This is a genomic window from Saccharothrix sp. DSM 118769, assembly GCF_052936295.1.
In genome coordinates this window covers 6144610-6169486 of record NZ_CP193627.1, presented here as the reverse complement: position 1 = coordinate 6169486, position 24877 = coordinate 6144610, and the positions used below count along the sequence as shown (strand labels likewise).

The window sequence follows — 24877 nt, the reverse complement described above, 5'->3', positions numbered from 1 at the left end:
CGCCGCCGCTCAGGCCCAAATCCCCCTGGGGGCGCGGCGAGCGGCGCGGCACACCTTCCCCACCGGAAGCAAAGGAAACCGATGACACGCACGTTCATCCTGCGCCTGCTCGGCGTGTTCGGCATCGCACTCGGGCTGTCGCTGGCCGTCACCGCGGGAAGCGCCTCGGCACAGATCGCCATGGGCGGCCCGTACGGGCCCACCTCGGCCGGCAGTTCGGCGTCCCAGATCCAGGCGCACCCAGGCGCCCCCGGTTCGCAGATCCAGACGGAGGCTGGTGTGACCCTGCCCGGATCGCAGATCCAGGACGAGGGCAAGCTCGCGGCTCCGGCCCGTGCCCAGGCGGGTACCGAAGGCGTGACGGCCCAGGCATGCGGTTGGTACGCGCCCAACCGCAACGCCTACTACGTCCACTGCGGCTCCGGACGGATCTCGATCAACGTGGAGTTCTGGTGGGGCGCGGGCGCGACCCGCTCGATCTGCGTCTGGCCCGGCACGACCAACCTGTCCACCCACCCGTCACTCCAGGGCGGACTGATCACCTACGCCTACTACAACGGCCGCGGTTGCTGACAAGTCCACCTGTGCACCGCCGCTGTCGGGGGCGTCCGGCGCACCAACTCCGCTCCATCCCAACTGTCCACTTAGTCCAACCATGACAGAGGAGGTGACCATCGTGCGCCACGGCAGGACGAACGACCCCGGAAACGTGGTCCCACGACGAGCCCGAGGAGTCTTCCTCGGCGGGTTCGCGCTGGCCGTCCTGACCGTGGCCGCACTCGTTCTCACGGCCACCGAGGACCGGGGGCACGGTCAGACTATCCCCGGTCACTCGGCCGGTCGAGAACCGGAACCGGCCGCCGACGCAGCGGCCGGTCACGATGCATCACCGCAGCCTCGGCCGGTATCCGAGGCACAGTTGGCTGTGCTGCCGCCGGCGGACGTGTTCACCGAGGTGCCCGATGCGCCGCGCGACCCGGCACCAGAGCAGATACCCGACGGCACGGTCGCGCATCCCACGCGCATCGTGGCGGCGTACGCAACACCGGGTGGCGACCCCGTCGCCGCGGTGTCCAGCACCCAGCCCATCGGCATCGAACCGACGCGTGCCCAGGTCGATACCTGGTTGCCGGTCCTGGAGCGACGAACGGACTGGGCCATGGTCGCTCTGCCGTCGAGGCCCAACAACAGCGTGGCCTGGCTGCACCTGGGGTCTGACATCACGCTCGCCGCGACGCCGTACCTGGTCACGGTCGACCGGGCGGACTACTCGCTGACGTTGCACCAGCACGGTCGCGAGATCGGCCGGTGGACGGTGGGCATCGGCGCCGCGAACTCGGTCACGCCCCACGGGCGCACGTTCGTGATCGCCGCGATCCGCGATCCCGCCGCGACATACACCCCGGTGCTTCTGGCGCTGGGTGCGCACTCCGACACCTACACCACCTATGGCGGAGGGCCCGGAACCATCGGCGTGCACGGCTGGCCGGATCCGGCCGTCTTCGGCGTCGCCGGCTCCGACGGCTGCATCCGGGTTCCCGCCGACGCACTGCACACCCTGACCACATCCCACGGCGGAAGCCCCATTCCTGCGGGCACCACCGTGCTGATCAAGTAGTCGGCAAGACGCCGACGCCGGCCTCAAACCGTTCAGTCATAAGGAGATCCAGTGACCACGAGGTCTGCCCGCATCACGTTGGCCGGGATGGCCGCCGGTGCGCTCATCGCAGGTACCGCCACCCTGCTGGCCACGACCGGCGCATCGGCCCAGGCGGCAGGGATCAGCGTCCCGCCATCCACGACGACGACCAAGCCCACTACGACCAGCCCCACGACGACCGTCAATCCGACGACGACCACGTCGCCGAAGCCCACGACCACAACGCCCAAGCCCACAACGTCCAAGCCGACGCCGACCACGACGACCTCCCGCTCGACGGAAACCCCGTCGTCGTCGGCGCCGAATCCCACCAGCCCTCAGGCCGGATCGACGACGACCAGCGTGGTCGTCGTCCCGGCACCCGCACCATCGGTCGTCGTCGCCCGGCACCCGGTCACTGGGTGAACCCAGTGACCGGCCCTCAGCGCGCGGCCCGCCCTCTCTTCCCAGGAGGGCGGGCCGCGTTCCCACCCCCGCCGATCTTCAGGCAGGAGGAACACCGTGTCCCTCGTCGACATCGACACGCGCGTCAGCACCGGCCACGACGCCACCACGTTCACCGCCACGGTCGGCATCGAGAGATCGGCCGCTGACGTTCCCGACACCGACGGCGGAAACCCAGGTCAGGAACTGGAAGACCGGGCAGTGCGGCTCAAGCGCCTGATCAACACAGCGCCCACCTACACCGCGGCCTTGTCCTGGTGGACCGGCTTTGCCGTGCGCAGGACAGCGCGCGTGCCCGACACGCGTCGTGAGGTGAACCCGTTGGAGGCCAAGCTGCTCGATGTCCCGCGCGGTACTCGCGTCACCGTGCGCGACGGCTTTCTGGTGCCCGCCACGGGTGATCCAGCCGTTCGCCTGGCCGCGGTGACGGCACTGGTGTACGAGCCGGCGTTGGGCCTGGGCATCGACGGGCAAGCCGTGCTGCGGCAGGGCGGCGTCGCGTTGGGTGAGTTGCTCGGTGCGGCGGTGCAGCGTGCCACCCAATTCACCGTCCGTGTCGATGGACCGCCGCACGCTGATGCCCCGGCGTTGTACTCGCAGGCACGTCTGCTCGTGGCGGGACGTCCGGTCGCGGTGGTGACCGAGACGACCTACTGGTGGCCACTGCTGCGGCGGGCACCCGCCACCGTGCCGCAGTACACCCAGGCTTCCCCGTGGACGGCGCGGTCGTGACCACGCTGCTCTGGAGCTGAGCATGATGTGCGCCGCACACCTAGTGACAGCGCCGTTGGTGGCTGCTGATCGGCGCAGCGTCGAGGCGATGCTGGACCGGTGCTCCGACTGCACCGTGCTGGACCGGTGCGGCGGAGGTTCCCCGGACACCGCCCGCCTCTACCTGCGGTCGCTGCCCGACCGGTCCCGGCAGACCACCGTGGCCGGTTGGCATGGTCATCTGCTCGTCGGGATGGCCACCGCAGTGCACGACGACGACGGCAGTGAGCTGGCGATCCTGGTCGAGGATGCCTGGCAGCGCCGAGGGGTCGGCACGGCGCTGATGAGCCGGTTGCTGGCCGACACCGCAGGGCGATTGGCCGTGCGTGCGCAGGTAGCCGTCACCAACACCGCTGCTCTTGCCCTGCTGCGTCGCGTCGCCCCGACGGCGCGTCTCGGCGCGCCCGACGCGGGCGTGATCGAGGTCGAGTTCACCCACGCCCCCCATGACCGCATGAGGAGCACGTCGTGGCAGCCGACCGGTCCAGGCGCACGCCCGAACGCATGATCACACAGAACGCCTATCTCCGCCCGCACGGGATCTTCACCTTCTCCATCCCGGCACTGGTGGGCAGGTTCGACGACGGAACCCCTTACGTCACGTGCCCGGCAGCCGGTGTCTGTGCGGCCGTGTGCTACGCCCGCACGGGCACGTTCCGCTTCCCGAAGGTGCTGGCCAAACACCAACGCAACCTTCTGCGGATCAAGAACGACCTTCCACAGTGGAAGGATGACATGCTCGCGGAACTCGCCGCGCCGCGTCTGCGCGGAGGCAAGTACCTCAGAGTTCACGATGCCGGCGACTTCTTCAGCGACCTCTACCTGGCGGCCTGGCTGGACATCGCCCGCGCCACGCCGGATGTGACGTTCTACTCGTATACCAAGGAAGTAGCACGGTTCAAGAGGTTGGTGGAGCCGGACCCACCTGCGAACTGGCTGTGGGTCTACTCCTATGGAGGGAAGGAAGACCACCTCATCGAATCGGGCGACCGGGTCGCGGACGTGTTCCCCAGCGAGGAAGCGATCACCGCCGCGGGCTTCCACTCCAATGCCGCATCGGACCTGTTGGCGGTGCTCGGACCCTCACCGGTCGGCATGACCCAGAACAACCACCCGCACCTGCGTCGCCGCATCGGCGACAGGACCTTCCGGGAGTGGCAGGCGCAGAAGTCGGCACACCGACTGGGCCCTGGCCGACTGGGGGCGCGACCTCACTGGCTACACGTCGCGCAGCCTGGGCTACCGGCACATCCGGAACTCGATCCGACCGCGGAGCGCAGCGATGACCGGTGACCCGTCCGGGACGGCCCGACCCGCCTCCGCGCCCGCGACTGGTGGTCGCGACTCCTACCTGGAGCGCTGCCTGCGGGTGCTGGAGGCCATCGCTCCCCAACCTGCACCGTTGACCTTGGCCCGGATCAGCGAACTCGGCGGCCTTCCGCTGAGCACGGTCCACCGTCTCGTCCGCACCTTGGAGGACTGCGGTGCCGTGGAACGGGTGGGCCGCCGATACCGGATCGGCGGGCGACTGGTGGCGATCACCGCTCACGTCACATCCGAGCGGCTCGGCCGAAGGAGCTGACCGGCTGTCGCGCGATTGCTTCGACGACTTCGCCTTGACGCGCTCATGGTGGACGGGGTGTGCGGGAACCGGCCTTGAGTTCCCGCACACCCCGTCTTTTCGACACATGAAATATGTCGCCAGTGCGAGCGGTCGATTGTCCGTCTACGCCCCCACGGCTCGACGAACAATCAACCGCCCGCATCCCTGACGGTGCGCATCCCCGACTGCGCACCGACCACATCATGGCACGTCAAGAGCTTGTCCGCATCGCATAAGAGTCGAGTCAGGAGGTTTTCATTCAGCGACAACCCTTTTCCCGATCTACGGGAAAAACGCTTCTCGCGAGCGGGTGGGGGGTTATGGTGCCTGTATCGCGCCGCGCATCCGGGATTGTGGCGAAGTAGCGCCGCGATGTTCACAGGGGGTTTCATGTGCGCTTTCATCACGAGGCTGTCGGCCGTCCGGAGGGCGGATCATGGCCGGTGATCTGCTGTGGCAGTTGATGGCAGGAAAGAATCACCGCGCTGCCCGCGCCCGCTGGAACGCGAAACGCACCGGGAAGACCACTCGGGCGGACGACGCGGCGGTCGCCGCTGGCGACAGGCCAGGACATGCGGCCACCGGACCAATGGCACCGCCGGTGGATGCTCGACACCGGCCGCCCCCATGGACGGCCACGACACCCGGCAGTCCCGCACCAACCTGGCCAGTGCCGGTGCCCGGTGTCGCTCCACAGTGGGGGCCACCGTCCCCACAGTCGTCAGGGCCGTCCCCGACGCCGCAGGCCGATACCACGCTGGCACGACGCTCACCCTCGCCGCGCCGGACCGCCTTCGACGTGGTCGACGGTGTCCGCGAACCGTGGTGGACGCGGGCGCGGCGACTGGTGGCGCTGACCGCGATCACGGTGCTCACGGTCCTGGGTGCGGTCGATGTGACCGTCACCGTGGCGGGGTGGCTGCGCCCGTCGACGTCGACCTCGACCTCCGGTGTTGCCGATGAGGTGATTGATGGGGTCGCCGAGGGTGTGGCGGTGGACTATCTGTCGTGGGATGCCCGGGAACGGGAGCGTCGCGAGCAGGTGCTGCGGCGGTGGGCGTTGCCGGGGCGCGAGGTCGACGGTTGGGACGGGCACGGGCGTCAGTCCGCCGACAGCGCCACCGTGCTCGGCCGTGTCAGACAAGGCGACGAGCAGGCCGTGGTGACCGTGCGGGCACGGGTCGTGCCCTACGCTCCGGACGAGGACCCGGAGTCGTCGGAACAGACACCGACGCCACCGCCCCCCGAGCAGTCCGGTTCTTCATCGCCCACCGCCGGCTCCGGTATCCCGGCTGCGGAGCCCGCACCGACGGACCTTCCGGGTTGGCGGGCCTACCCGGCGCGTTGGCTGGTCGTCGCGATACCCCTCGCAGAGCACGACGGCCACCTGCTCTTGACCGCGCCTCCGGCCCTGATCGGCGAGCCCGGCACCGCGGCCCCCGAATCCGTGCCCCCAGATCAGACGGTGTCCGACGACCGGTTCACCCGCGACACCCGCGCGGCCGTGCAGAGCTTCATGGACGCCTTCGCCACCGGCGACCTCGACTTCGTCCGGGCCCCGCGCGCACGGATCGCCTCCCTCCAGCGCGCGGCGACGCTCGTGGAGTTGCGGCAGTGGCGGGGCATGCAGGCACCGCCGGGTGCGCCGCCCGACCAGCGCGTGGGTGTGGCGACGGCGGTGTGGCGCGTGGCGGAGAACGCCGGGCAGTTGACCTGTACCTACCGCTTGAGCCTGCACCGCCAGGACGACCGCTGGCTGTTGGCGGGCATCGACATCGACACCGGGAAAGCACCGTGATGAACACCGCGACGACCATCGTGAGCGCGCTGGAACTGGCGCAGACCCAACCGTTGCAACAGGTGAACCTGGACGGCATCAAGCAGGCGATCTTCACGTTGCTGGGCGTGCTGCTGATGATCGTGCTGGGCGTGCGGGCCTTCTGGTCGTACATGGAGGACAAGCCGGGCAGGATGATGGCGCAGATCCTGGGTGCCATGGCGTGCGGGGTGTTCATCTTCTTCCCGGACACCGCCGAGAACATCCTCAAGGGCGTCATCCAGTCGGTGTTCGGGGGCACGACATGAGGCTGCCCACCGACACCGTCCACTTGAAACTCCAGACCCGCCAATACGAGCTGTTCGGCCGGTCCCTGGGCCGTGGTGTGGAACGGCGAATCCTGTTGATCGGGGCGGTCAGCGTCGCCCTGTGGTGGGCGGTGTTGCTCCTGCTGGGCATGCCGATCCTGCACCGCCTCTCGCCACTGGTGTTCCTCGTGCCGCCGGTGGTGTTCGTGCTCTACGGCACACGGCGCGACGACACCGGCCGGATGATGCTCGCCGCCTGGCGCGACTGGGCGCAGTTCCGGATGCCGCCCCGCAGGGCGGCGATCGGCAACCCGCTGCTGGACATCACCGGCCACCGGCCCCATGCGATTCGACTGCTGGTCACCACCCGCCTCGTCACCTCGACACCCGACGCCGGAAAGAAAGGTGGCGCAGCATGACGCGCAGGACACGACATGCGGCACGCCGGATCACCGGCCCGCCCGTCGCGCCACTGCTGATCCTGGACGGCATCGAGGTCACCGACGACGCGGTGTGGACGTGGGCGCAGGTCCCTGACGGCTCCACCGAACTGATGGAGGACGGCGAGTTGGAGTCCGCGACCTGGGCCACGGCCGCCGCGATGCACACACTGCTGCCGGTCGACGCCGAGTACCACCTCAAGATCATGTGGACGCGGTACTCCGACGAGGACTACCGCGAAAGCTGGAAGTCCACGTCCGGGGTCCGCGCGCCGGGTGCGGACTACTACATCGAGCTGGGCGCACACCGCATCGCCCGCAACAGCGACGTGGGGCACTTCCGCCGCCGAATCGTGCTGCTCGGCGTCCGCTGGCCCACCCGCAACACCACCTCGCCCTGGGAACGCCGCCGACAGACGGTCGCCGCCCAGCTCCGCTCCCGGGCCGGGATGCTGCGCGACGCCCACGACCGCGTCGAGGAACTGCGGCCCACCGTGAAGCGGTGGTTCGGCCAGGTGCGCGACAGCCCTCTTCGCGGTGCCCCGGCGCCAGCTGCGACGATCGCCTGGGCCTACGCCCGTGAGCTGCGCCGCACCGCCGACCTCGCCCCGGTCGACGACGGCGAGCTGTCCGGCGCGCGGCTGGTGTCGCTGATGCACGGCGCGGTCGTCCCCAGCCCCGACGGCGGCCACGTGACCACCAGGGACGCCGCCACCGGCGCCACCCGGCAGGTGGCGGTGCTGGTGCCCGCGGTCAACGGCTTCCCGGCCGACGAGCTGGAGATCCCCGGCGGGGAGTGGCTGGCCTTGTTGACCGAGCTGACCGACGTGGAGGCGTCGGTGCGCGGGGTCAACCACGGCCGCACCGGGTCGCTGGCGCTGCTGCGCACCGGCCGCAAGTGGACCCGGTCGCAGTCGCTGGAGGCCGGTGAGGCGGGCACCGTCCCGCCGGAGGAGATCGACGAGGCCGAACTCGCCCTCGCCGAACGCGACCGGGAGGTGCGGCGGCGCGTCGACGTGCTGGCGACCTCGCACCCGCGGTGGGTGGTGCACGCCGAGACCGTCGAGGAGCTGACCGACCGCATCGAGGCGCTGCGCCGCCGCTACACCGGCATCGTCGCCTTGGAGTTGGCGCCCAGCATCCAGGACCTGTTGTGGAAGGAGCTGCTGCCGGGCGACCGGGTGCGGGTGCCGGAGTTCGGGCAGGTCCAGCCGATGCGCACGCTGGCCGGCTCGTGGTTTCACGGCGGCTCGGCGGTCGGCGACGCCAGCGGTCCCTACATCGGCGGCAACCTCGGCGCGACGCCCGGACCGGTGCGGCTGCACCTGGTCTCGCGCACCGCCGACGACCGGCGGATGCCCACGACGATGTCGTTCACCGGCCGCTCGGGCTCCGGCAAGTCGACAGCGGTGATGCTGACGGTGCTCGCCGCGTTGGCCGAGGGCGCCTGGTGCCTGCTGGCCGACCCCAAGGGCGACCTGGCCGGCATCGTGGAGGTCGCCGACCGCGTCCTGGGTGTCCCGGTGCAGGTCGTCGACGTCACCGCGGCGGACGCGGCCGGGTCGATGGACCCGATGCGGTGGGCGCCCACCGCCGACGAGGCCCGCGCCCTGACTCTCGATGCCCTGCTGGGCGTGCTCAGCGGCGAGGACCGGCGAGGCACCGAGGCGGTGCTGGAGTCCGCGATCGACCGGGTCTTGGCCCGCCCCCGGGAGCTGTGGTCGGCCACCGCGGTGATCGGCGAACTCGTCGCCACCCCCGGCGACACGCAGGCCGCGCAGGCGGCGCGGACGCTGGGCGAGACGCTGTCGGTGCGCTCCCGTCAGTCCGACGTGCGCGCCGTGCTGGGCACCCCGGCGTCCGGTGCCGCGCCGATGCTGTCCGGCCGCGGTCTGGTCTACCTACGTCTGGACGGCCTGGGCTTGCCGCAGCCCGGCAGCGTGGCGGAGCAGTGGACGGTGTCGCAGCGCTGCGCCATGACCACCTTCCGGACCTCCACGGCCTACGCGCTGATGCAATCGCGCCACGTACGGGAGCTGATCAAGTTGGTCGCGTTGACCGAGCTGCACCGCATCACCGCCTACCCGGAAGGTCGGTCGCTGGTGCAGTGGCTGGCCCGCACCGGGCGCGCGCTCAAGACCTACCTGCTGCTGGACTCCCAATCAGCGGTCGAGATGGCCGCCATCGAGGGCCTGGTCGAGCAGTTGGTCATGAGCGCGGCGTTCGAGGCGTTGGGCCAGGAGGAACAGCGCGCCCAGGCCGTGCTGCTGCACCGGCCCGACGCCGGTCCGCGGTTGCGTCAGGCGCAGGGCATGTTGGGGCCGGGCGAGTGCGTGATGCGCGATCGGCACAACCGGCTCGGGCTGGTGGCCTTCGACCGGCTGACGGAGTGGATCGCCGACACCCTGTCCACCGACGCGGCCGAGGATTCCGCCGACCTCTACGCCTACGACACCGACGGCGAACAGAGCGGAAGCGAGTCCCCGGATGCCCGCCTGGTCGCGGCGTCGGCTGACGCCGCGAAGTCCGACAACGCGGCGGCGGAGGACGCGGTCGGTGAACAGCAGCAAGCCGATTACCAGGAGCGTGCCCGGTGATCGCCACCTCGCCGTTGGGGCCGTCAGCTGCCCAGCGCCGCGCTGGCCTGATCGCGTCGGTGGTGTCCGCAGCGGCACTGGCGGGCCTGACGACCATCGCCGTGTCGTGGCCCGAGTCGATGTCCTCGGCAGACGCGGTGCCACTGGATCTCGGTGATCCGGTCTCGGTCGCGCTGGCCTTCGCGCAGCGCCACCAGGCACTGGACCCGGACGCCTGCTGGCTCGCAACACCACGGTGGCGTGCTCAGCTCGGCCGCGCAGCGCGCTGCCTGCCCGCCGGTCACCGGCCACGACCGGAGGTCCGGCTGCTCGGGGAGAGCAGGTCCGCCGGGTCCGTTGCCGCGGTGGTCGAAGTCCGTGCGCAAGGCGACGCACCCCGGCAGGTCACGGTCGGCTTGGCCCTGGTTGACGACGGGTGGTTGGTCGACTCGATGGCACCTGAGCCCGTGGAGGAGCCATGAAGGGACATGTTCTCGCTCGACTGGCCGGCTTCGGGCGCGACAGGGGCTCGCAGGCGCTGCTGGTGGTAAGCCTGGTGCGCGAACGCGCCCCGCGCCCGCTGCGGTGGCTGTGGAACCGACCCGAGCGGATGATGACCCTGGCCTGGCTGGTCGGGCTGCTCGTCGCCGGCCACGCGCGCAGCGCGGTGGCCGACGATGTGATCACCGGCCCGGACCTGGCCGGTGGCGGCCCGAAGACGCTGTTCGAGACGTACTCGTTCTACGACTACGCCATCACGGTCAAACCGGATGACTCGGCATCGGGCTGGCTGGATCTGGCATTGCCCGTGTACCAGATCATCGGCGTGATCACGCTGCTGCTGATGTGGCTCGTGCTCGGCGTGCTGGAAGGCGCGCTGACGCTGCTGGAGTGGCTGCTCAACCTCACCCTCTACGCCGAGTCCAGCAATAAGATCGACCAAGCAGTGAATATGGTCGCCTACCACGTGTTCTGGCCGTTGATCATGGCCACCGTGGCGATCGGCGCGGTCATGACCTACGCCCGATGGCGCGGCGAGGGCCGAGGCTTCGCCACCGACCTGGGCTGGGTCATCGCCACCGCCGCGACCGCCATGCTGTTCGCCTCAGGCCCCTCCACCGTGATGACCACCGTGGACGGGGCCCGGCAGCAGATCGCCGACGGGGTCATCGCCGGATCGACCCAGTTCGTGACCACCACGAACAACCCGACCGGATTTCCCGCCCCGGCGATCGCCGACGCAAGTCCGCACGCGGGTACCCGCCGACTGGTCGACAGCATGTGGTCCAACTTCGGTGCCACACCATGGTGCCTGGCGCACTTCGGTTCCCTTGACGTGTGCGGCAAGGCCGGTCACCACGCGCTGGCTAATGACGACACGTGGAAGCGATGGATGGAGATCCTCGACGACCAGGGCTCGGTCGAGGAGTTCGGCGCCTACGGCGACTACATCCGCGGCCAGGACCCGGCACGGCTGGGCATCGTGCTGCTGCTCGCGCTATTGGTGATGCCCCTGGCGTTGCTGTTGGTGCGCTTAATCGTGGCCGGACTCAACGCGTCGGTTGGACTGCTGCTCGCCTTGGTGGCGGGACTGGTATTCCTGACGTTGTGGCCCATACCCGGCTGGCCTCGCGCGGCCGGTACCCGCTACGTGATTTACACCTTCGGCCGAAGCCTGCAAGCGCTGACCATCACCACGACGGTGTCCGGCGTGACCGTCACCTCCACCGTCATCGTCACCCTCGCCGGTCAGCACGGCTTCTTCATCGTCACGGTGCTCAACATCGCCCTGCTGACCTCGGCGGTGCAGATGCAGTCCTGGGTGGACTCGCTGACCGGCGGCGAAGGAGCCCGCACGATGGGCGTCGGCTCGGCGTTGATCGCGCGGTCGGTGGCGCGGACAGCGTTCAAGGCCGTCGGCGGTATCGCCCGCGTCGCCGCCGGAGCAGCGCGAGTGGCCGGTGGAGCAGCGGTCGGCGGAGTCGGCCTGGCCGTCGCCGCGACCCGCACCGCGGGCAACCAGCTCAGATCGACGGCGACCAAGGCAGCGGACATCGACCGCGGACCGGTGCAGGCCACCGCCACCCGCATCACCCCGTCCACCGACGTGCAGCCCTACGGGCCGGGGCGAGATGGACGGCGGGCACGCCCGCACGGGACCGGTGCGACCACCTCGATTACTGCCGGACCTGCCCTGGCAGTAAGGGAGAAGCCTGTCCCGCGTCCCGATCCCGAGGCACGCAGGGGTGCGACATTCGACGCCGAACAGGCCACCGCGGTCGGCCCACGCCGTTGGATTGCACCACCCGGCGGAACCGGCACCACGCAAGCGGTCGGTGACACGCGTCGGGTGTGGGTCGTTCCGCCCGGCGGGCGGGGACTCGCACCGCCCGACAAGACCCCGCCGCCCCCCGCCCGCAACCGCCGGGGCGTCCACCGGATCACCACGGCACGACCACGACCCGCGCGACGCCTGACGCGCTCCCCAGAGCAGGGCGGCTCGGATCCGGCACCGCCGACACCGCCGCGCCACACACCCGGACAGCGACGTAGCGACACCGAGTCCGGCTGATCAACGAAGGGAGGAGCACAGGTGACACGCTTCGACGCGCACCATGACGACTCCGAGCCCCATGAGGCCGCGATCCCCGCGGCCGAACAGCCCGAGGGCGATGCCGATCGTCCATCACGAGTCGCCCGCGAGGTGAGCCGCGCGCTCTGGGGACGTGACCTGCTCGGTCCCCGACCGGGATGGTGGCTGTGGGGCGCGAAGGCCCGAGCCCGCGCGCACCGACGTCGCGAGCTGCGCGAGGCTGGTGCGCAGCGCCGCGCCGAGCTGCACCACCAGTTCACCCGAGGACACGCCCGGGGCGTGGGCGACGTTCGCATGCCGTGGCGGCCCGTGCCGATCCGCCGCAACATCGCCGCCATCACCGGCGTGATCACCGTGATCGCCGCGGTGGTGGGTCTTGCGTGGTCGGCGGACGGGCCGGGCACTGCGGGCAGCGCACCGAGGCAGCCCAGTGAACCGGCGTCGACACCCACCGGGGCCGCGTCCGCCACTTCGATGCCGGTGGTTCAGCCCTCGGGTGCCGCGTCGGCTGCATCGTCGTTGCCAGAACAACCGCCAATCCCGGCATCGGGGGTCGCACCGACAGTGGTCCAACCCCGGACCGGGACGGATCCGGCGACGATCGTCGCCGCCGCCGCTCCCGAAGGACCACCGGCACGTCAGGAACTGGCCGGTCCGGAGAGCGCAGCACGTGCGTGGCTGGCCCGCTGGTGCCCCTTCACCACCACCCACGACCAGTTCGGTGACGCCGAAAAGCGAGCCCGAACGATAATGACCGCTGACGCGTGGTCGCTGTTCGACCCCGCGGGCGATGACCGCGCCGCGCACAGTTGGCAACAGGCCACCGCCGCCGGGGAGTCCGGGACCTGCTCCGCGCCGGTCGCTCAGATCGTGCCCAGCGCGCCCCGAACCTCGGAGCGGGTCGTGGTGCGGGTGACCGCCGACCGGGTTGTCACCACCGCTGGGGGCACTCGGTACGTGGAGTCGGTCTCCTCCACCCGGGTCATGTTGCGGCAGGGCGACGGCACCTGGCGGGTCGACTTGGCCGCCGTGGGCGGCTGAGGGCGATGGTCAAAGGCATCCTCGGCGGCGCAGCCGCCCTGTTCAGCGTGCTGCTGCTGGTCGCGCTGCTCAGCACCGGCGCCCAAGAGGCGACAGCGGCCCCACCACGTGGCGGCTGCACGGTCACCGCCCCGCCGGCCGACCAACCAACCGGGCAGGCAACCGCTCCCGGTGGGCAGCAGCAGGCCACCCTGAGCGCCGACCAGATGGCGGTCGCCCGCACCATCGTCGCCGTCGGCAAGGGACTCGGCATCACCCGGCGCGGCACCGCGATCGCCCTGGCCACGGCCATGCAGGAATCCACCCTGAACCCCGACGCGGTCTCCGGACGCAGCCTCGGGTTGTTCCAGCAGCAGGGCGAGCTGTACGCGAACGTCAACCGGGCCGACCCGGCTGACACCTCTCGCGCGTTCTACGAGCAGCTGTTGGCCCGCGTTCCGAATTACAACGACCCGACCGTCGCGCTGGCCGACGCGGCGCAGACAGTGCAGGCATCCGGTGCCGGAGGCTCCTGGTATGCCCGGTGGGACGGGTGGGCCACCGCGCTGGCCGCCCAGCTCTACGACGGCACCCCCGCGCAAGGCGGCACCGGTGGCGGCATCGTCTGCGCGCCGGGCGGCGGCTCGGGACCGATCCGCGTCATGGTCAGTGGCACCACCATCACTTTGCCCGCCGAAGCCGGGATCCTCGGCACCCTCACCATGCCCAACGAACGAGTCACCACGGTCGTGGCCTCGGCGCTGAGCTACCTGGGCACCCGCTACTCCTGGGGCGGCGGCAACGCAGGCGGCCCCACCGTCGGCATCCGCGACGGCGGCGTCGCCGACGCCCACGGCGACTTCGAGAACGTCGGCTTCGACTGCTCCGGCCTGATGGTCTACGCCTTCGCCCAGATCGGCGTCACCCTGCCACGGGTCTCCCAGCATCAGCAGCAGTTCGGCCGCTCCCTGCCCTGGGAGCAAGCTCAACCCGGAGACATGCTGTTCTGGGGACGCCCGGCCACCCACGTGGCGCTCTACCTGGGCACGCTCAACGGCGTCCACTACATGGTCGAGGCACCCCAGAGCGGCGACGTCGTCAAAGTCAGCCTCGTGCGCACCCGCGTCACGGGATTCGACTCGTCCGCGGTGCGCGCATGGTGATCCCCGGAAGGCACCGCACCACGCTGGAACAACGCCGGCGCCGTGCGGCAGGTCTGCTGCTCGCCCTGACCGGTGCGATCGCGGCCGTGTGGTTGGCCGCAGGGCTGCTCTCCGTGGTCGACGGGCAGGGATGGCGCCCACCCCGGCTCCAACTGCACTCGCCGACGGGCGGTGACGGCGGACTTCTGGGCCTGCCGACCTACCTGCCCCAGTCCTCAAACGCCAGCCCCGACCCGACCGCGACGTCGACAACGGGCATCCCGGCTACGGACCCGACCACGACGCCGGACGAGAACGGATCGCGGTGGCCGGTCACCATCCGGTGGCCGGTGCGCCCGCTGTGGGCGTTCACCGTCGCCCTGCCGCTATGGGCCGCGTGGCTCGCGTTCGTGGTCGCACCCGTGGCCGGATACCGCCGCGAAGGACTGGCCAGCACCCGCGAGGTGCGGCGCACGCTCGGCCGCCGACAGGCCCGCCGCAAAGGCTCTGTGACCTGGCCACGAAGCCGATGGTGGACCCGCCTGACCATGCCCACCACCGCGTTCGGCTACCGACTGGGCCGACCACTGCGCCCATGGGCACCGTGGGTGCCGCTGTGGGCGCACTTCGAGCACAACATCCGCATCCTCGGCCGCACCGGCTGGGGCAAAACCCTGCGCGTGCTGATCCCGATCATCCGCGACCTGCCCGGCGCGGCACTGGTGCTCAGCATCGAACCCGCGGTGTTCACCCACACCGTGCTGGCCCGCCGCCACCGCCCCGCACGCCCGATGCGGGCACCGCTGCGATGGCTGCCGCGCCACCGGCGGATGCGCGAGTACCCGGTCGCAGCAGCGGACTTCTCCGACCCGGCCCACCGGTTCACCGCCGGATTTCCGCAGGTGCGGTGGAACCCGATCGACGGTTGTGCGGACTTCGCCGTGGCCACCCGACGCGCCCACGCCCTGGTCGCCGGCTCCGACACCGCGGGCACCCAACGACGCGGCAGCGAGGACGACGTGTTCTTCCGCAACTCCGCCAGCGAGGTCCTGGCCGCCTGGCTCTATGCGGCGGCGCTGGGCGGCTACGGCCTCGACGAGATCATCCAGTGGCTGTCCGACACCCAGCACACCACCCCACGCCGGGTACTGGCCGAGCACCCGCACGCCGACCGCACCGCCCTGCTCGCGCTGACCACCCACCTGAGCACCCGATCCGACCGCACCACCTCCGGTGTCGAGCGCTACCTCGCGCTCACCATCAACGCGTTGATCAGCAGCGAAGGCCGCGCGTTCTGCGACGTCGATTCAGGCCAGTCATTCGACATGGCCGGGTTCGTCCGCAAGGGCGGCACCGTCTACGTACTGGCCGACCCCGACCGCGTCCACCGGGTACGCCCGCTGCTGTCGTTGTTCACCGCAGAGATGTTCATCGCCGCCCGCACAGCGGCACTCAGCCATCCTGGGGGCAGGATGCCCGTGCCGTTCGTCGCGGTCCTCGACGAGTTGCGGCACAGCGTCGTGGTGCCCAACCTGCCCTACGTCGGCAACACCATGCGCAAACACGGCATCCACTACCTCTACTCGGTGCAGAGCAGCAGCCAGGAAGACGAACTCTACGGCGCCCAAGCCGACGGCCTGCGCGCCTCGGCCAGCGTCACCATCGTCGGCGGACTGGACATGACCGTCGCCCCCGAACTGACCACCAGAGCCGGCAACGCAGCCCTCGTCGAGCGGGCCCGTGAACGGGGCGGCGACCAGGTCACCCGCGTGGACAGCCTCCCGGTCTCCGAGCAGCAGCGCCTGGCCGACGGCCACGCCGTCGTCGCCCCACGCGGCAGTGGCCTGTTCATCGCCTCCGCACCCACGATCCACCAACGCCGCCGGCTGCACCGCCGCATCCACCGCGAGGTCGACGCCGTCGACGCGATCGTGCGCGAAGCACGCAGCCGTGAACACAGCCGCGCCCGAGCAGCCAAGGACGCAGCCGACGCACGAGCCACCTTCAACCAACCCGGAGGCACCCAGCCGTGACCGGCTACCCGACGGATCCCGCCTCGACAACCCTCGAACCGTCTGCCGAGCAGGACGTGGCGGTGTTGCTGGCCCTGCTGGACGACGAACCCGCTGCGGTGCGACGCACGCCGTGGACGTGGGCGGCCCTGTCGCACGAGGAGGCCGCGGCGCTGCGACGGACCGTGCGGCGGTGGGTGGCCGACTACAACCTGGTGCACGCGGTGTCCAGTCGCGAACTCATCCCCGACTGCTGGCCCCAGCACCCCGGCCTCGCCCACGACCTCGCCGTCATGGTCTGGGTCTACTACGACAGCCACCACGACCGCCGAACCACACCTCTGATGGCAGGCGACTATCACCTGCGCTACCTGCCCGGCTTCCGGTCGCGACTCGATCACCTGCTGGGCAGCGACCCTGCCAGCTGCCGGGCGGGCGAGCATCCCGCCTCCTGGCGCACCAGCCCTGGCGAGACCTTTCGTCCAGTCGATCGTCAGCTTGTGGATGTCGGCGGGGGAAACACCGCGTTGCACTTCTCGTTCGGTTTCACCGCCGACAACGGATCGATGAATGCGTCGTCACCTGCATCAGGCATCCAGTCAGCCGGCTACCGCTGACCGCATCGTCGAGCAGAGGGCATCACTCAACAGGCCCGAGGGTGGCAGGCACTTCCGCAGGTGTCAGCGAGGTTGACCACGGACCACTGAGCCACAGCAGCATCATCGGAACCTGCCTCCGCGATGGTCATTTCTGCCAAGAACATCGGCGAGCGGATAATCTGGACCGTCTCGATTGGTCTCGTTCAGTTCGTCGAGTTGCCGTTGGACGCGTTGGGCGTCGGTGTCTCGGCTTTGTTTCCGGTACAGCTCCAGTGCCTCCCGCCAGACCACGCGGACCTGATCGTGTCCGAGAGCGGCGTGGGGATGACCGAGGTTGTCAAGGGTGTCTGCGATCAGGTAGGTGTTGTCGAGAGTGCGGAACAGGGTGAGGGCCTCTCGGTAATGATCGAGGGCCTGTTGGTGGTCTCCGGTGCGGTGGGCGATGAACCCCAGGCTGTCCAGGACGGACGCCTCGACTTCGAGGTCATGTTGGTGTCGCAGCAGCGTAAGGGCGGCGCCGCAGTGGTCGCGGGCGGTGTCGAAGTCGCCCAGGCGCGCGGCGTACCAGCCCACCGCATTGAGCGCGATGGCTTCCCGCACCGGATGGCCGAGGGTGCGATGGAGAGCGAGGGCGTGTCGGGCGTGGTTGAGAGCCTGCCGGTCGTCCCCTCGCCGTTCCCAGGCGAGTGCGAGCATCTGGTGGGTGTGTGCCTGTTCGGTGGGATCGCGGTGGCGCACGGCTTGGTCGAGGGCGCGGTTGAGGTGTCCGGCGGCCTCCTCGTGCAGGCCCAACAGCGAGCAGACATTGCCGAGGAGTCGGTGAGTGCGACTGCGGGTGGTGGGCTCGGACAGGTGTTCGGCGGCGTCCAGCGCCATCCGCCACGAGGCGAGCGCATCGCGCAGATGCCCCCGCCGGCGGAAGAAAGTCTCCAGCGTCCAGGCGAAGTGCCAGACGATGTGGTGGTGACCAAGGGCGACTGCGGTGCTTTGGGCGGCGAGGAGGGTGGCGTGTTCGGCCTCCAGCCAGGCCGTCGCGGCTGCGGCGTCGGGCAGCGGGTGCGGGCGGACGCCGGGCGTGGGTGGGTCGGGCCGTACGGGCTGGCGGTGGGGAGCGAGGAGGCGGTCGGCGGTGCGGGCAGTGTGCAGGTGGAAGTCCACCACCCGTACCAGGGCTGTCTCTCGTACGTTGTCGGGCAGGCCGTGGGCAGTGGTGGCCGCGTAGTCGCGGACCAGGTCGTGCATCGCGTACCGGCCACGCGGCCGTCGTTCAATCAGAGACGCCTCCTCCAGAGCAGAGAGGGCCTTTCGCGCGCGGGCCGGGGACAAGCCGGTGAGGGAGACCACGGCCGGCAGGGTGGTGTCGGTTCCGGGAGCGATGCCCAACAGCCCGAACACGGCGCGCTGCGTGTCGGTGAGTTGGCGTAGGGACCAGGACAGCACCTTGGGCAGGCTCGCTGCGGGGTCGGTGTCGTGGTCGAGTGTCTCAAGTCCCAGTTCGCGCAGTTCCGCGGCGGTCTCGGCAAGGGGAATGGCGGGGCGGGTGGCGGCGATGCGGGCGGTGATCGACAGGGCCAGCGGGTAGCCTCCGCACAACTCGATCAGATCCTCGACGGCGTCGGGTTCGGCGGCAACGCGGTCGCTGCCGACGCGCGTGGCCAGCAGGGCGTGTGCCTCGTCCTTGGTGAGGACACCCAGGGTGAGGTGACGGACGCCGTGCCGGTCGATCAGGGAGGCGAGCCGGTGGCGGCCGGTGACCAGCACGGTGCAGGTCGGGCTGCCAGGCAGCAGCGGAACGACCTGATCGGCGGTTGCCGCGTTGTCCAGCACGACCAGCATCCGCCTGCCCGCGACCAGGCTCCGGTACAACGCAGCCTGCGCGTCCAGGTCCGGTGGGATGCGTCTGGGATCGACGCCGAGGGCGTCAAGGAACCCGCGCACCGCCGCCGCCGGGGCTACCGGGTCGCTCGCAGGACTGAACCCCCGCAGATCCACGAATAACTGACCGTCGGGAAAGCGGTGCAGGTTGCGGTGCGCCCAGGCCAACGCCAACCAGGTCTTGCCGATTCCTCCCGCTCCGCCGATCGCCGAGACCATCACCGTCGCACCTACGACGGGTAGTTCGGTGCAGGTCGGTCCCGGCAGGGCGGTGCCCGCGCTAATCGGTGCGGCGGTGGTCAAAGCATGGTCCAGCTCGATCAGGTCTGCTGCCCGCCCAGCGAACAGCCCGGGCGCGGCGGGCAGCTGCCGCGGTATCACCCGCGCCGGTGGAGAAGGTGCCGCGTGCAGGTGCACATCGCCGTGAATTGCGCCGGCTTGCACTACGCCGCCCGCATGACCTGATGCCGTGTTATGCACCTCAAGTCCGTGTCGTGCGCGGGACGCATCAGGCTCTTGGGACTGCTGCGGCTCGGGTGCCACCACCTCGAACACCTCCTCGGCCTGGTCGGCAAGTCGCAGCGTCGCACCGCGGTCACCTGATACCGGCCAGCGCTGGCGAAGTTCACCCGACCGCTCGAACCCGCTCCACAGAGAGACGGGCATCATCGGCGACACCTCACCGCGACCCGCTCGTCGTGAGCGGAGTGCGCTGTCTGTTTGCCTGTTACTGGTCACCGGGATGGGGTTCGATCTCACGGCCTGGTTGTGGCGGTTCGGGGTCGTCGAGGTGAGGTTGGTGATCGGCGGCCGGCTCCAGTGCGCGGCTGGCTCGATCGTGCGCGGGGACCAGTTCCGTGTGACGTTCCTGTCGTTCCCGATCGCGGACGTCCTTGGGCTGATTCGCGCGCAGCTCGACTTCGTTGCGCAGGCCGTCGATGCGCCTGGTGAGGTGGTGGTGTTCGGCGGCGAGGCGTTCGGCGCGGTCCTGCGCGATGGTGAGGGCGTCGAGGTCGCGCTGGTGGGCTCTGGGACGTGCGTGTTCGTGGTCTTTCTCGGCAGCGTTGGCACGAACGAGGGTGTGGTGGCGTTGCTCGGGTGGCCCGGTGCGCTCGTGCAGTCGGGCCGCTTGAGCAGCCAGGTCACGGGCGTGCCCCTGTGCCTGTTCCTCCATCTCGATGTGGCGTTCGACCTGCTTGGATAGCTCGGCGCGGCGTGTGCGGGCCAGCGGGCCGAGGGTGTCGAGGGTGTGTTGCGCGTGGGCGCGGTCGGCCGCTGCGTTCTCCGCGCGATCCAAGGCCGCGCGCCAGCGTGTTTCGAGGTCGTCGGCTTGACGCACCAGCTCGGCCTGCTCGCGGAGCCGGTGTAGGTGCTCGTCGAGCGCCCGCACGGCCGGACCGGCCTGGGCGTCGACCTCGATCCGCAGTTCGTCGGCCTGCCGGCGCGCTTCGTTGAGAGCGCGGTCGAGGGTGGCGAGGCGCTGTTGCCCGTCCGCGAGCAGGCGACGGAGGTGCTCGTCGTCGTGACGGCCGTGTTCGCGCTGCGCCCAGTGCCGTGCCCTCCGCGCTTCGGGCTGTCGAGTTTCCGGCTGGCGGGCGGAAGCACCCGCAGTGGTCTCGGCAGGTTCGGTCTGCTGCTGTGCAGCGCGCTGGAAGGCGGCGGTGGCCAACGCCGAGGGGTTCTTAACCCTCCTGCCGCTGACCTCGGTGGGCGAGATCTGACGCAGCGCGGCGTGCACGTCGACACCGGCTTCGATGGCTTGCTCGATCCGCTGCGCCAGTGCGCCGAACGCGTGCCCACCGGCGACGAGGTCGACGACCTCGGGATGGTCGGGCCACGCCTGACGCAGGTGTTCGAGGGCGATGCGTCGGCGGTGGCGCTCCGCAGCTGCCCGGTCGCTGCCCCGCTGCGCCTTGTCGGCCTCCCACTGGTGGGCGCCGGCGGTGCGCTTGATGAAGTAGGCGGTGAGGCGGGCCGGGTCCTCGACGTTGTCGTGGCCGACCTTGGCCAGCGGGACGCGTGCCAGCAGGGTGCGGGCGTCCAGTCCGCCGACGGCTTGCCGGTCGAGTTGGCGGACGACGGCGTCGAACGTGGAGCTGGTGATGACCGCTTCGGCCAGTTCGGGGCGTGCGGTCCAGGTCTCGCGCACCAGGTCGGCGACCTGGTCGCGCATGAGTTGCCACTGGTGTCGGCGTTCGGCCTGCTCGTGTGCGGCGTCGACGCGGCCGTCGGCGAGGCGTTCGGCGGCGTCGCGCACGGCCCACGCGGTGAACGCCGCGGGGTCGGTAACCGCGTCGGAGGCGACGGTGCGCAGCGGTACCCGGGCCAGCACCTCGCGCACGTCGAGTGCCGAGTTCTCGACCTCGGCCAGGCTTCGGACCACGGTGGTGAACGCGGCGGCGGAGATAAGGCGCTCCACCAGGTCGGGCTCGTGGCGCCACACCTCGCGTAGCAGCGTCGCCGCACGGTCACGCGATCGCTGGTCCCGCTGTGCGCGTTCGGCGCGTGCCTGCTTGGCTTCGGCGCTGTGCTCGGCGCGCTCCTCACGGCGGCGGACGGCTTCGCGTTCGGCTGCTTCGGCGTCGCGGGCGTGCTGCTCGCGGGTCTGGGCGTCGGTGAGGTCGCGGAACTCGGCAAGCCCGAGTTGGACGACGACGGGGACGTCGTCGGGTGAGGTTTCGGTGGCGCGGGCGCGTCGGGCGAGCTTCTCGACGGCGCGTTCCATTCGCTCCGCGCGGGTGCGCGGTTCGGGCCGATCGGTGGCTTCGCGTTCGGTGTCGAGGGCGTCGAGTGGGGCGAAGAGGTGGACCGCGCTGCGGTGGCGGCTGGTGGCGACGTGGGCGGCGGGGTTGTCTGCTCCGGCGGCGTGGAACAGCACCGTGCCGCCGGACCACTCGCCGTCGGGTCCGCGCCACTGATCTCCGACGGTCAGCCCTTCGGACTTGTGCACGGTCATGGCGTAGCCGAGGGAGACCCCGCCGCGGGCGATGTACTCCGGGGTGAGTCTGCCCAGGCGGGTGGTGCGGCCGTCGGCGGCGTCCTCCTGCCATTCGACGGTGAGGGTGCCGTCGTCGGCGATGGCGGTGACGACGGCACGGTAGCCGTTGAGGACATCGGTGTCGGCCAGCGTCCGCCGCTGTACGGCGTTGATGCGCATCAGCACGTGATCGCCGACGTGGAAGCGGATCTCGCCACCCCTGCGCGAGGCGTAGGTGCGGCCGGGGCCGAGTTCGCCGTCGGCCAGGCGCAGGGCCTGAGCGCCGTGGTTGAGCCGGTCGACCATGTCGCGGGTGGCGCTGAGCATGACCAGACCGCGGATCTCGGTGTGCGGATCGGGTGCTCCGACGCGCATCCGCGCCCAGCCGGCGAGCATGGCGGCGGTCGCTTCGGAGGTGGTGTCGGTGGCCACCAGCCGGTTGTTGAGCATCCAGATCGCGAGGGCCTCGCTGTAGCGGCCCTCGCGCCACAGCGCGATGGCCTCGCGTTCGTCCTCGTCGCGCTGCCGCCGGTTGTCGACCAGTTCCGGGCCGTCGACCAGGCGGTGGACGTGCCCGAACAACGAGCCCGCGCCGACGCCGCGCAGCTGGAGCTTGTCGCCGATCTCGATGACACGGGTGCCGGTCTGGGCTGCTCGCTGATAGAGCCGGGCCCGGTCGCGGTCGTCGGTGAGGTTGGCTTCGTCGACCACGAGCACGTCGACGCCGAGGAGCACCGTGCTGTCCGGGTCCTTGACGGTGCTCAGCAGCGAGGTCAGCGTCTTGGAGGGGATGCCGGATTCAGCTTGGAGGTTGCGGGCGGCGACGGCGGCGCTGGCCGCCCCCTGAATCACGTACCCGGCTGCCTCCAGGACCGTGCGCAGGGCGCGCAGCAGGGTGGTCTTGCCGGTGCCGGGGGCGCCGTTGACGGTGTCGATCAGGCGGCCGTCGGTGGCCAGGCGGGTCACGGCGGTGCGCTGCTCGTCGGAGAGCGGGTAGCCCTGGCCTGCCTCGACGGTGTCCAGGGCCATCTGCACCAGGTCCGGGTCGGTGACGCGGACCGGCGACTGGTCGGGGTGGCTGGCCTTCGCGGCGCGCAGGATGATCTTCTCGGCGTCGACGACGTCGGTGGTGGTGAACTGCTCGGCGTTGGCCATGTGCTGCGCGGCCAGGGACCGCTTCGCGCCCACCCCGTGCACCAGCTCCGCGCCTTGGGGCAGCCGGACGAAGTCCAGGTGCGCCAGGACCCGGTCGGTCATGGCCTCGATCTCCTCGGAAGATTCGTAGCCGCCGGGCATCGCGTCGGCGACGTGGCGCAGGGCGTCGGCGCGGGTGAAGCGTCGGCTGTGGGAAGTCAGCCCGACAGCCGGGTCGAGCAGTTGGCGCGCGATGGTCTCGGCGGTGACGACCGGCTCGGGTTCGGGCTGCCCGCCGTCTTCGGGTAGGTAACCGCCCGCGAGGACACGCCGCAGTTGCTCGGCGGGGTCGCGTCCGGCGGCCAGTTCCTGCCCTTGCCAGATGTCCTGGAGAGTGGCGTCCAGAGCGTCGATGTAGTCCCCTCGTGCCCGTCCCGGTGTGTGCTTGGGGCGGCGGGTCAGGCGGGCGGCGAGGTCCTGCTGGACCCGGGTCGCGGTCTGCGGGTCGTGTCCCAGATGGGTGAGCAGGGCGCGGATGTCGGTGTTGCGCTTGCTGAACTGCCGCAGTGTGGCATCGGGGATGCCTGCGATCTCCCAGCGTCCGGTGCGTTCGCTGCGGCGGTAGCGCACGCCGAACCGGGTGGTCATCTGGTAGCGGATCAGCGCGTGCACCATGTGCTGCACCACCGGGGCGTGGCGGATGAGGTCGCGGCCGCCGGCGGCGATGGTGCTCCACTTGCCGTCCTCGATACCGCGGGTCATGTTGGCCAGCGTGAGGTGGACGTGCCAGTGCGGATCACCGATGGGCATGCCCTCGACGGGCCGGGCGGTGCGTTCGACCATCGCCCAGCCCAGGAAACCCGTTCCCGGGACGGTGGCGGCGGTCTTGCCTTGGCCGTGTTTGCCGCGCATGCCGTAGGCGGTGCGGGTTTCGAGCCAGTCGAAGGTGCGCAGCACCTGCTGGAGGTACATCGGCTCCGCCTGCGCGGCAAGCTCCGGGGTGGCGATGGCCAGGAACACCGAGTCGCCCTTGGGGATGTCCACGGTGAGGTCGTAGGCGGCGTTGCCGGTGACGACCCGCCGCGGGACGCGCTTGTTGCGCGGCTTGCCGTTGCGGCCGGTGGTCTGGACGACGGTGAACAGGTTCGCCGTCGCTCGTGCGAAGGCTCCGGGCTGCCACACCTCGTCCGGTGCCAGTCCGACCGCGTCGAGGAGGAGACCGGCGTGGTCGGCGCGCAGGCGCGCGGTCTCGCCGTCGGCACGCCACACTCGTTCTACGGTGGCGAACATGTCGCGCAGCTTGCGCTCCGCGAGCACCTCCGACACCGGCACCCCGACTTGGGTGGCTATGCCGTGCACGGCGCGGACCAGTGGCGAGATCGGCAGCTTGGCGTCCTCGGGGACGGCCTTCTTGGGTTCCACCAGCACTTCGCCGGTGTGCGGGTGGCGTCCCGAGGCGAGGGCCCGTGCCCGGGGGAACTGGTCGCGGGTCAACGGGCTCAGTGGCGTGATGCCGACTTCGCGCAGCCCTTGGCCGATCCACAGCAGCGCCGAAGGACTGCCTTGCGGGTGTGTCGAGAGTGGTCGTTCGCGGTCGGCGCCGCTGCACGAGTCGAGTTCGCCGAGGCGGTAGTCGATCTCCACAGGGTTGAAGCCGATGGGCTTGACGTAGGCCAAGCGACTACCTCCCCACGCGGTGCTTCGGCGACGTCGCTGCGCGACCTGTCGCCTCTTCGGCTCTTGCGTGGGGGCCGAGATGACTACACCCGGGGCGTTGCCCGATGCGGAAACCTCGTGGATACCATAGTGCAAATTTGTTGATCTTGTAATGGCTTGTCGGTAGTTGGTGGGTCGGTGCCGACTTTTCGTTGAGCGAAAAGTACTCAAAGGACAGACGCGGTCGGGGGTGCCGTGGCCGTGTCTGTGCTGCTGTGGCAAGCGCGCTT

The 24877-nt window shown here is 70.4% G+C and carries 19 protein-coding genes; 16 read left to right on the top strand and 3 right to left on the bottom strand.

Annotated features, from left to right (window positions below; translation table 11 throughout):
* Positions 1 to 81: 81 nt before the first annotated feature.
* Positions 82 to 573, top strand: a complete 492-nt coding sequence (locus ACRAKJ_RS25995) for a DUF6355 family natural product biosynthesis protein (protein WP_438922254.1) — start codon at positions 82 to 84, stop codon at positions 571 to 573.
* 94 nt (positions 574 to 667) lie between these two features.
* A complete protein-coding gene (locus ACRAKJ_RS25990) occupies positions 668 to 1618 on the top strand; it encodes a L,D-transpeptidase family protein (RefSeq protein ID WP_438922255.1) in 951 nt (316 codons plus the stop codon).
* Between the two features lie 32 nt (positions 1619 to 1650).
* On the opposite strand, the gene ACRAKJ_RS25985 is transcribed toward ACRAKJ_RS25990, so the two are convergent.
* Complete coding sequence (locus ACRAKJ_RS25985; RefSeq protein ID WP_438922256.1) at positions 1651 to 1971, bottom strand: hypothetical protein; 321 nt, start codon at positions 1969 to 1971, stop codon at positions 1651 to 1653.
* Between the two features lie 190 nt (positions 1972 to 2161).
* Here ACRAKJ_RS25985 and ACRAKJ_RS25980 point away from each other — a divergent pair, with 190 nt between their 5' ends.
* The 14 genes from ACRAKJ_RS25980 (at position 2162) to ACRAKJ_RS25915 (ending at position 16963) form a co-directional block, all read left to right on the top strand.
* Positions 2162 to 2836, top strand: coding sequence for a hypothetical protein (locus tag ACRAKJ_RS25980; RefSeq protein ID WP_447008699.1), 675 nt, complete (start codon positions 2162 to 2164; stop codon positions 2834 to 2836).
* 58 nt (positions 2837 to 2894) lie between these two features.
* Positions 2895 to 3383, top strand: a complete 489-nt coding sequence (locus ACRAKJ_RS25975) for a GNAT family N-acetyltransferase (protein WP_438925599.1) — start codon at positions 2895 to 2897, stop codon at positions 3381 to 3383.
* On the top strand, positions 3380 to 4168 hold the full coding sequence (locus tag ACRAKJ_RS25970) for a GP88 family protein (RefSeq protein WP_438925601.1): 789 nt from the start codon (positions 3380 to 3382) through the stop codon (positions 4166 to 4168). The genes ACRAKJ_RS25975 and ACRAKJ_RS25970 overlap by 4 nt, the downstream gene beginning before the upstream one ends.
* A complete protein-coding gene (locus ACRAKJ_RS25965) occupies positions 4158 to 4457 on the top strand; it encodes a helix-turn-helix domain-containing protein (RefSeq protein ID WP_438925598.1) in 300 nt (99 codons plus the stop codon). The genes ACRAKJ_RS25970 and ACRAKJ_RS25965 overlap by 11 nt, the downstream gene beginning before the upstream one ends.
* 820 nt (positions 4458 to 5277) lie before the next feature.
* Positions 5278 to 6276, top strand: coding sequence for a hypothetical protein (locus tag ACRAKJ_RS25960; protein WP_438925597.1), 999 nt, complete (start codon positions 5278 to 5280; stop codon positions 6274 to 6276).
* Positions 6273 to 6563, top strand: coding sequence for a hypothetical protein (locus tag ACRAKJ_RS25955; protein WP_438925596.1), 291 nt, complete (start codon positions 6273 to 6275; stop codon positions 6561 to 6563). The genes ACRAKJ_RS25960 and ACRAKJ_RS25955 overlap by 4 nt, the downstream gene beginning before the upstream one ends.
* Positions 6560 to 6982: a hypothetical protein gene (locus ACRAKJ_RS25950; protein ID WP_438925595.1), complete on the top strand. Its 423-nt coding sequence runs from the start codon at positions 6560 to 6562 to the stop codon at positions 6980 to 6982. Before ACRAKJ_RS25955 ends, ACRAKJ_RS25950 begins: the two co-directional genes overlap by 4 nt.
* Positions 6979 to 9600 (top strand): ATP-binding protein, encoded by a 2622-nt coding sequence (locus tag ACRAKJ_RS25945; protein WP_438925594.1) that lies wholly within the window; start codon positions 6979 to 6981, stop codon positions 9598 to 9600. Before ACRAKJ_RS25950 ends, ACRAKJ_RS25945 begins: the two co-directional genes overlap by 4 nt.
* Entirely contained in the window at positions 9597 to 10061 is a 465-nt protein-coding gene (locus ACRAKJ_RS25940) for a hypothetical protein (RefSeq protein ID WP_438925593.1), read from the top strand. The genes ACRAKJ_RS25945 and ACRAKJ_RS25940 overlap by 4 nt, the downstream gene beginning before the upstream one ends.
* Complete coding sequence (locus tag ACRAKJ_RS25935) at positions 10058 to 12151, top strand: hypothetical protein (protein WP_438925592.1); 2094 nt, start codon at positions 10058 to 10060, stop codon at positions 12149 to 12151. The genes ACRAKJ_RS25940 and ACRAKJ_RS25935 overlap by 4 nt, the downstream gene beginning before the upstream one ends.
* Positions 12152 to 12172: 21 nt before the next feature.
* A complete protein-coding gene (locus tag ACRAKJ_RS25930) occupies positions 12173 to 13213 on the top strand; it encodes a hypothetical protein (RefSeq protein WP_438925591.1) in 1041 nt (346 codons plus the stop codon).
* A 5-nt stretch (positions 13214 to 13218) separates the two neighbouring features.
* Entirely contained in the window at positions 13219 to 14355 is a 1137-nt protein-coding gene (locus ACRAKJ_RS25925) for an NlpC/P60 family protein (protein ID WP_438925590.1), read from the top strand.
* The gene (locus ACRAKJ_RS25920) at positions 14349 to 16367 is read left to right on the top strand and encodes a TraM recognition domain-containing protein (protein WP_438925589.1); all 2019 of its coding nucleotides are present in this window, start codon (positions 14349 to 14351) and stop codon (positions 16365 to 16367) included. Before ACRAKJ_RS25925 ends, ACRAKJ_RS25920 begins: the two co-directional genes overlap by 7 nt.
* The gene (locus ACRAKJ_RS25915) at positions 16364 to 16963 is read left to right on the top strand and encodes a hypothetical protein (RefSeq protein WP_438925588.1); all 600 of its coding nucleotides are present in this window, start codon (positions 16364 to 16366) and stop codon (positions 16961 to 16963) included. Before ACRAKJ_RS25920 ends, ACRAKJ_RS25915 begins: the two co-directional genes overlap by 4 nt.
* Before the next feature lie 102 nt (positions 16964 to 17065).
* On the opposite strand, the gene ACRAKJ_RS25910 is transcribed toward ACRAKJ_RS25915, so the two are convergent.
* Both ACRAKJ_RS25910 and mobF read right to left on the bottom strand, forming a co-directional pair.
* Positions 17066 to 19489 (bottom strand): NB-ARC domain-containing protein, encoded by a 2424-nt coding sequence (locus ACRAKJ_RS25910; protein ID WP_438925587.1) that lies wholly within the window; start codon positions 19487 to 19489, stop codon positions 17066 to 17068.
* A gap of 58 nt (positions 19490 to 19547) precedes the next feature.
* Complete coding sequence (gene mobF / locus ACRAKJ_RS25905) at positions 19548 to 24869, bottom strand: MobF family relaxase (protein WP_447008698.1); 5322 nt, start codon at positions 24867 to 24869, stop codon at positions 19548 to 19550.
* Positions 24870 to 24877: the final 8 nt, after the last annotated feature.

Bases quoted from the DNA above. Each gene is read 5' to 3' on its own strand.
- ACRAKJ_RS25965 (WP_438925598.1), top strand. From the start codon at position 4,158: ATGACCGGTGACCCGTCCGGGACGGCCCGACCCGCCTCCGCGCCCGCG.
- ACRAKJ_RS25945 (WP_438925594.1), top strand. From the start codon at position 6,979: ATGACGCGCAGGACACGACATGCGGCACGCCGGATCACCGGCCCGCCC.
- ACRAKJ_RS25925 (WP_438925590.1), top strand. From the start codon at position 13,219: ATGGTCAAAGGCATCCTCGGCGGCGCAGCCGCCCTGTTCAGCGTGCTG.
- ACRAKJ_RS25910 (WP_438925587.1), bottom strand. From the start codon at position 19,489: ATGATGCCCGTCTCTCTGTGGAGCGGGTTCGAGCGGTCGGGTGAACTT.
- ACRAKJ_RS25995 (WP_438922254.1), top strand. From the start codon at position 82: ATGACACGCACGTTCATCCTGCGCCTGCTCGGCGTGTTCGGCATCGCA.
- ACRAKJ_RS25950 (WP_438925595.1), top strand. From the start codon at position 6,560: ATGAGGCTGCCCACCGACACCGTCCACTTGAAACTCCAGACCCGCCAA.
- ACRAKJ_RS25970 (WP_438925601.1), top strand. From the start codon at position 3,380: ATGATCACACAGAACGCCTATCTCCGCCCGCACGGGATCTTCACCTTC.
- ACRAKJ_RS25935 (WP_438925592.1), top strand. From the start codon at position 10,058: ATGAAGGGACATGTTCTCGCTCGACTGGCCGGCTTCGGGCGCGACAGG.
- ACRAKJ_RS25920 (WP_438925589.1), top strand. From the start codon at position 14,349: ATGGTGATCCCCGGAAGGCACCGCACCACGCTGGAACAACGCCGGCGC.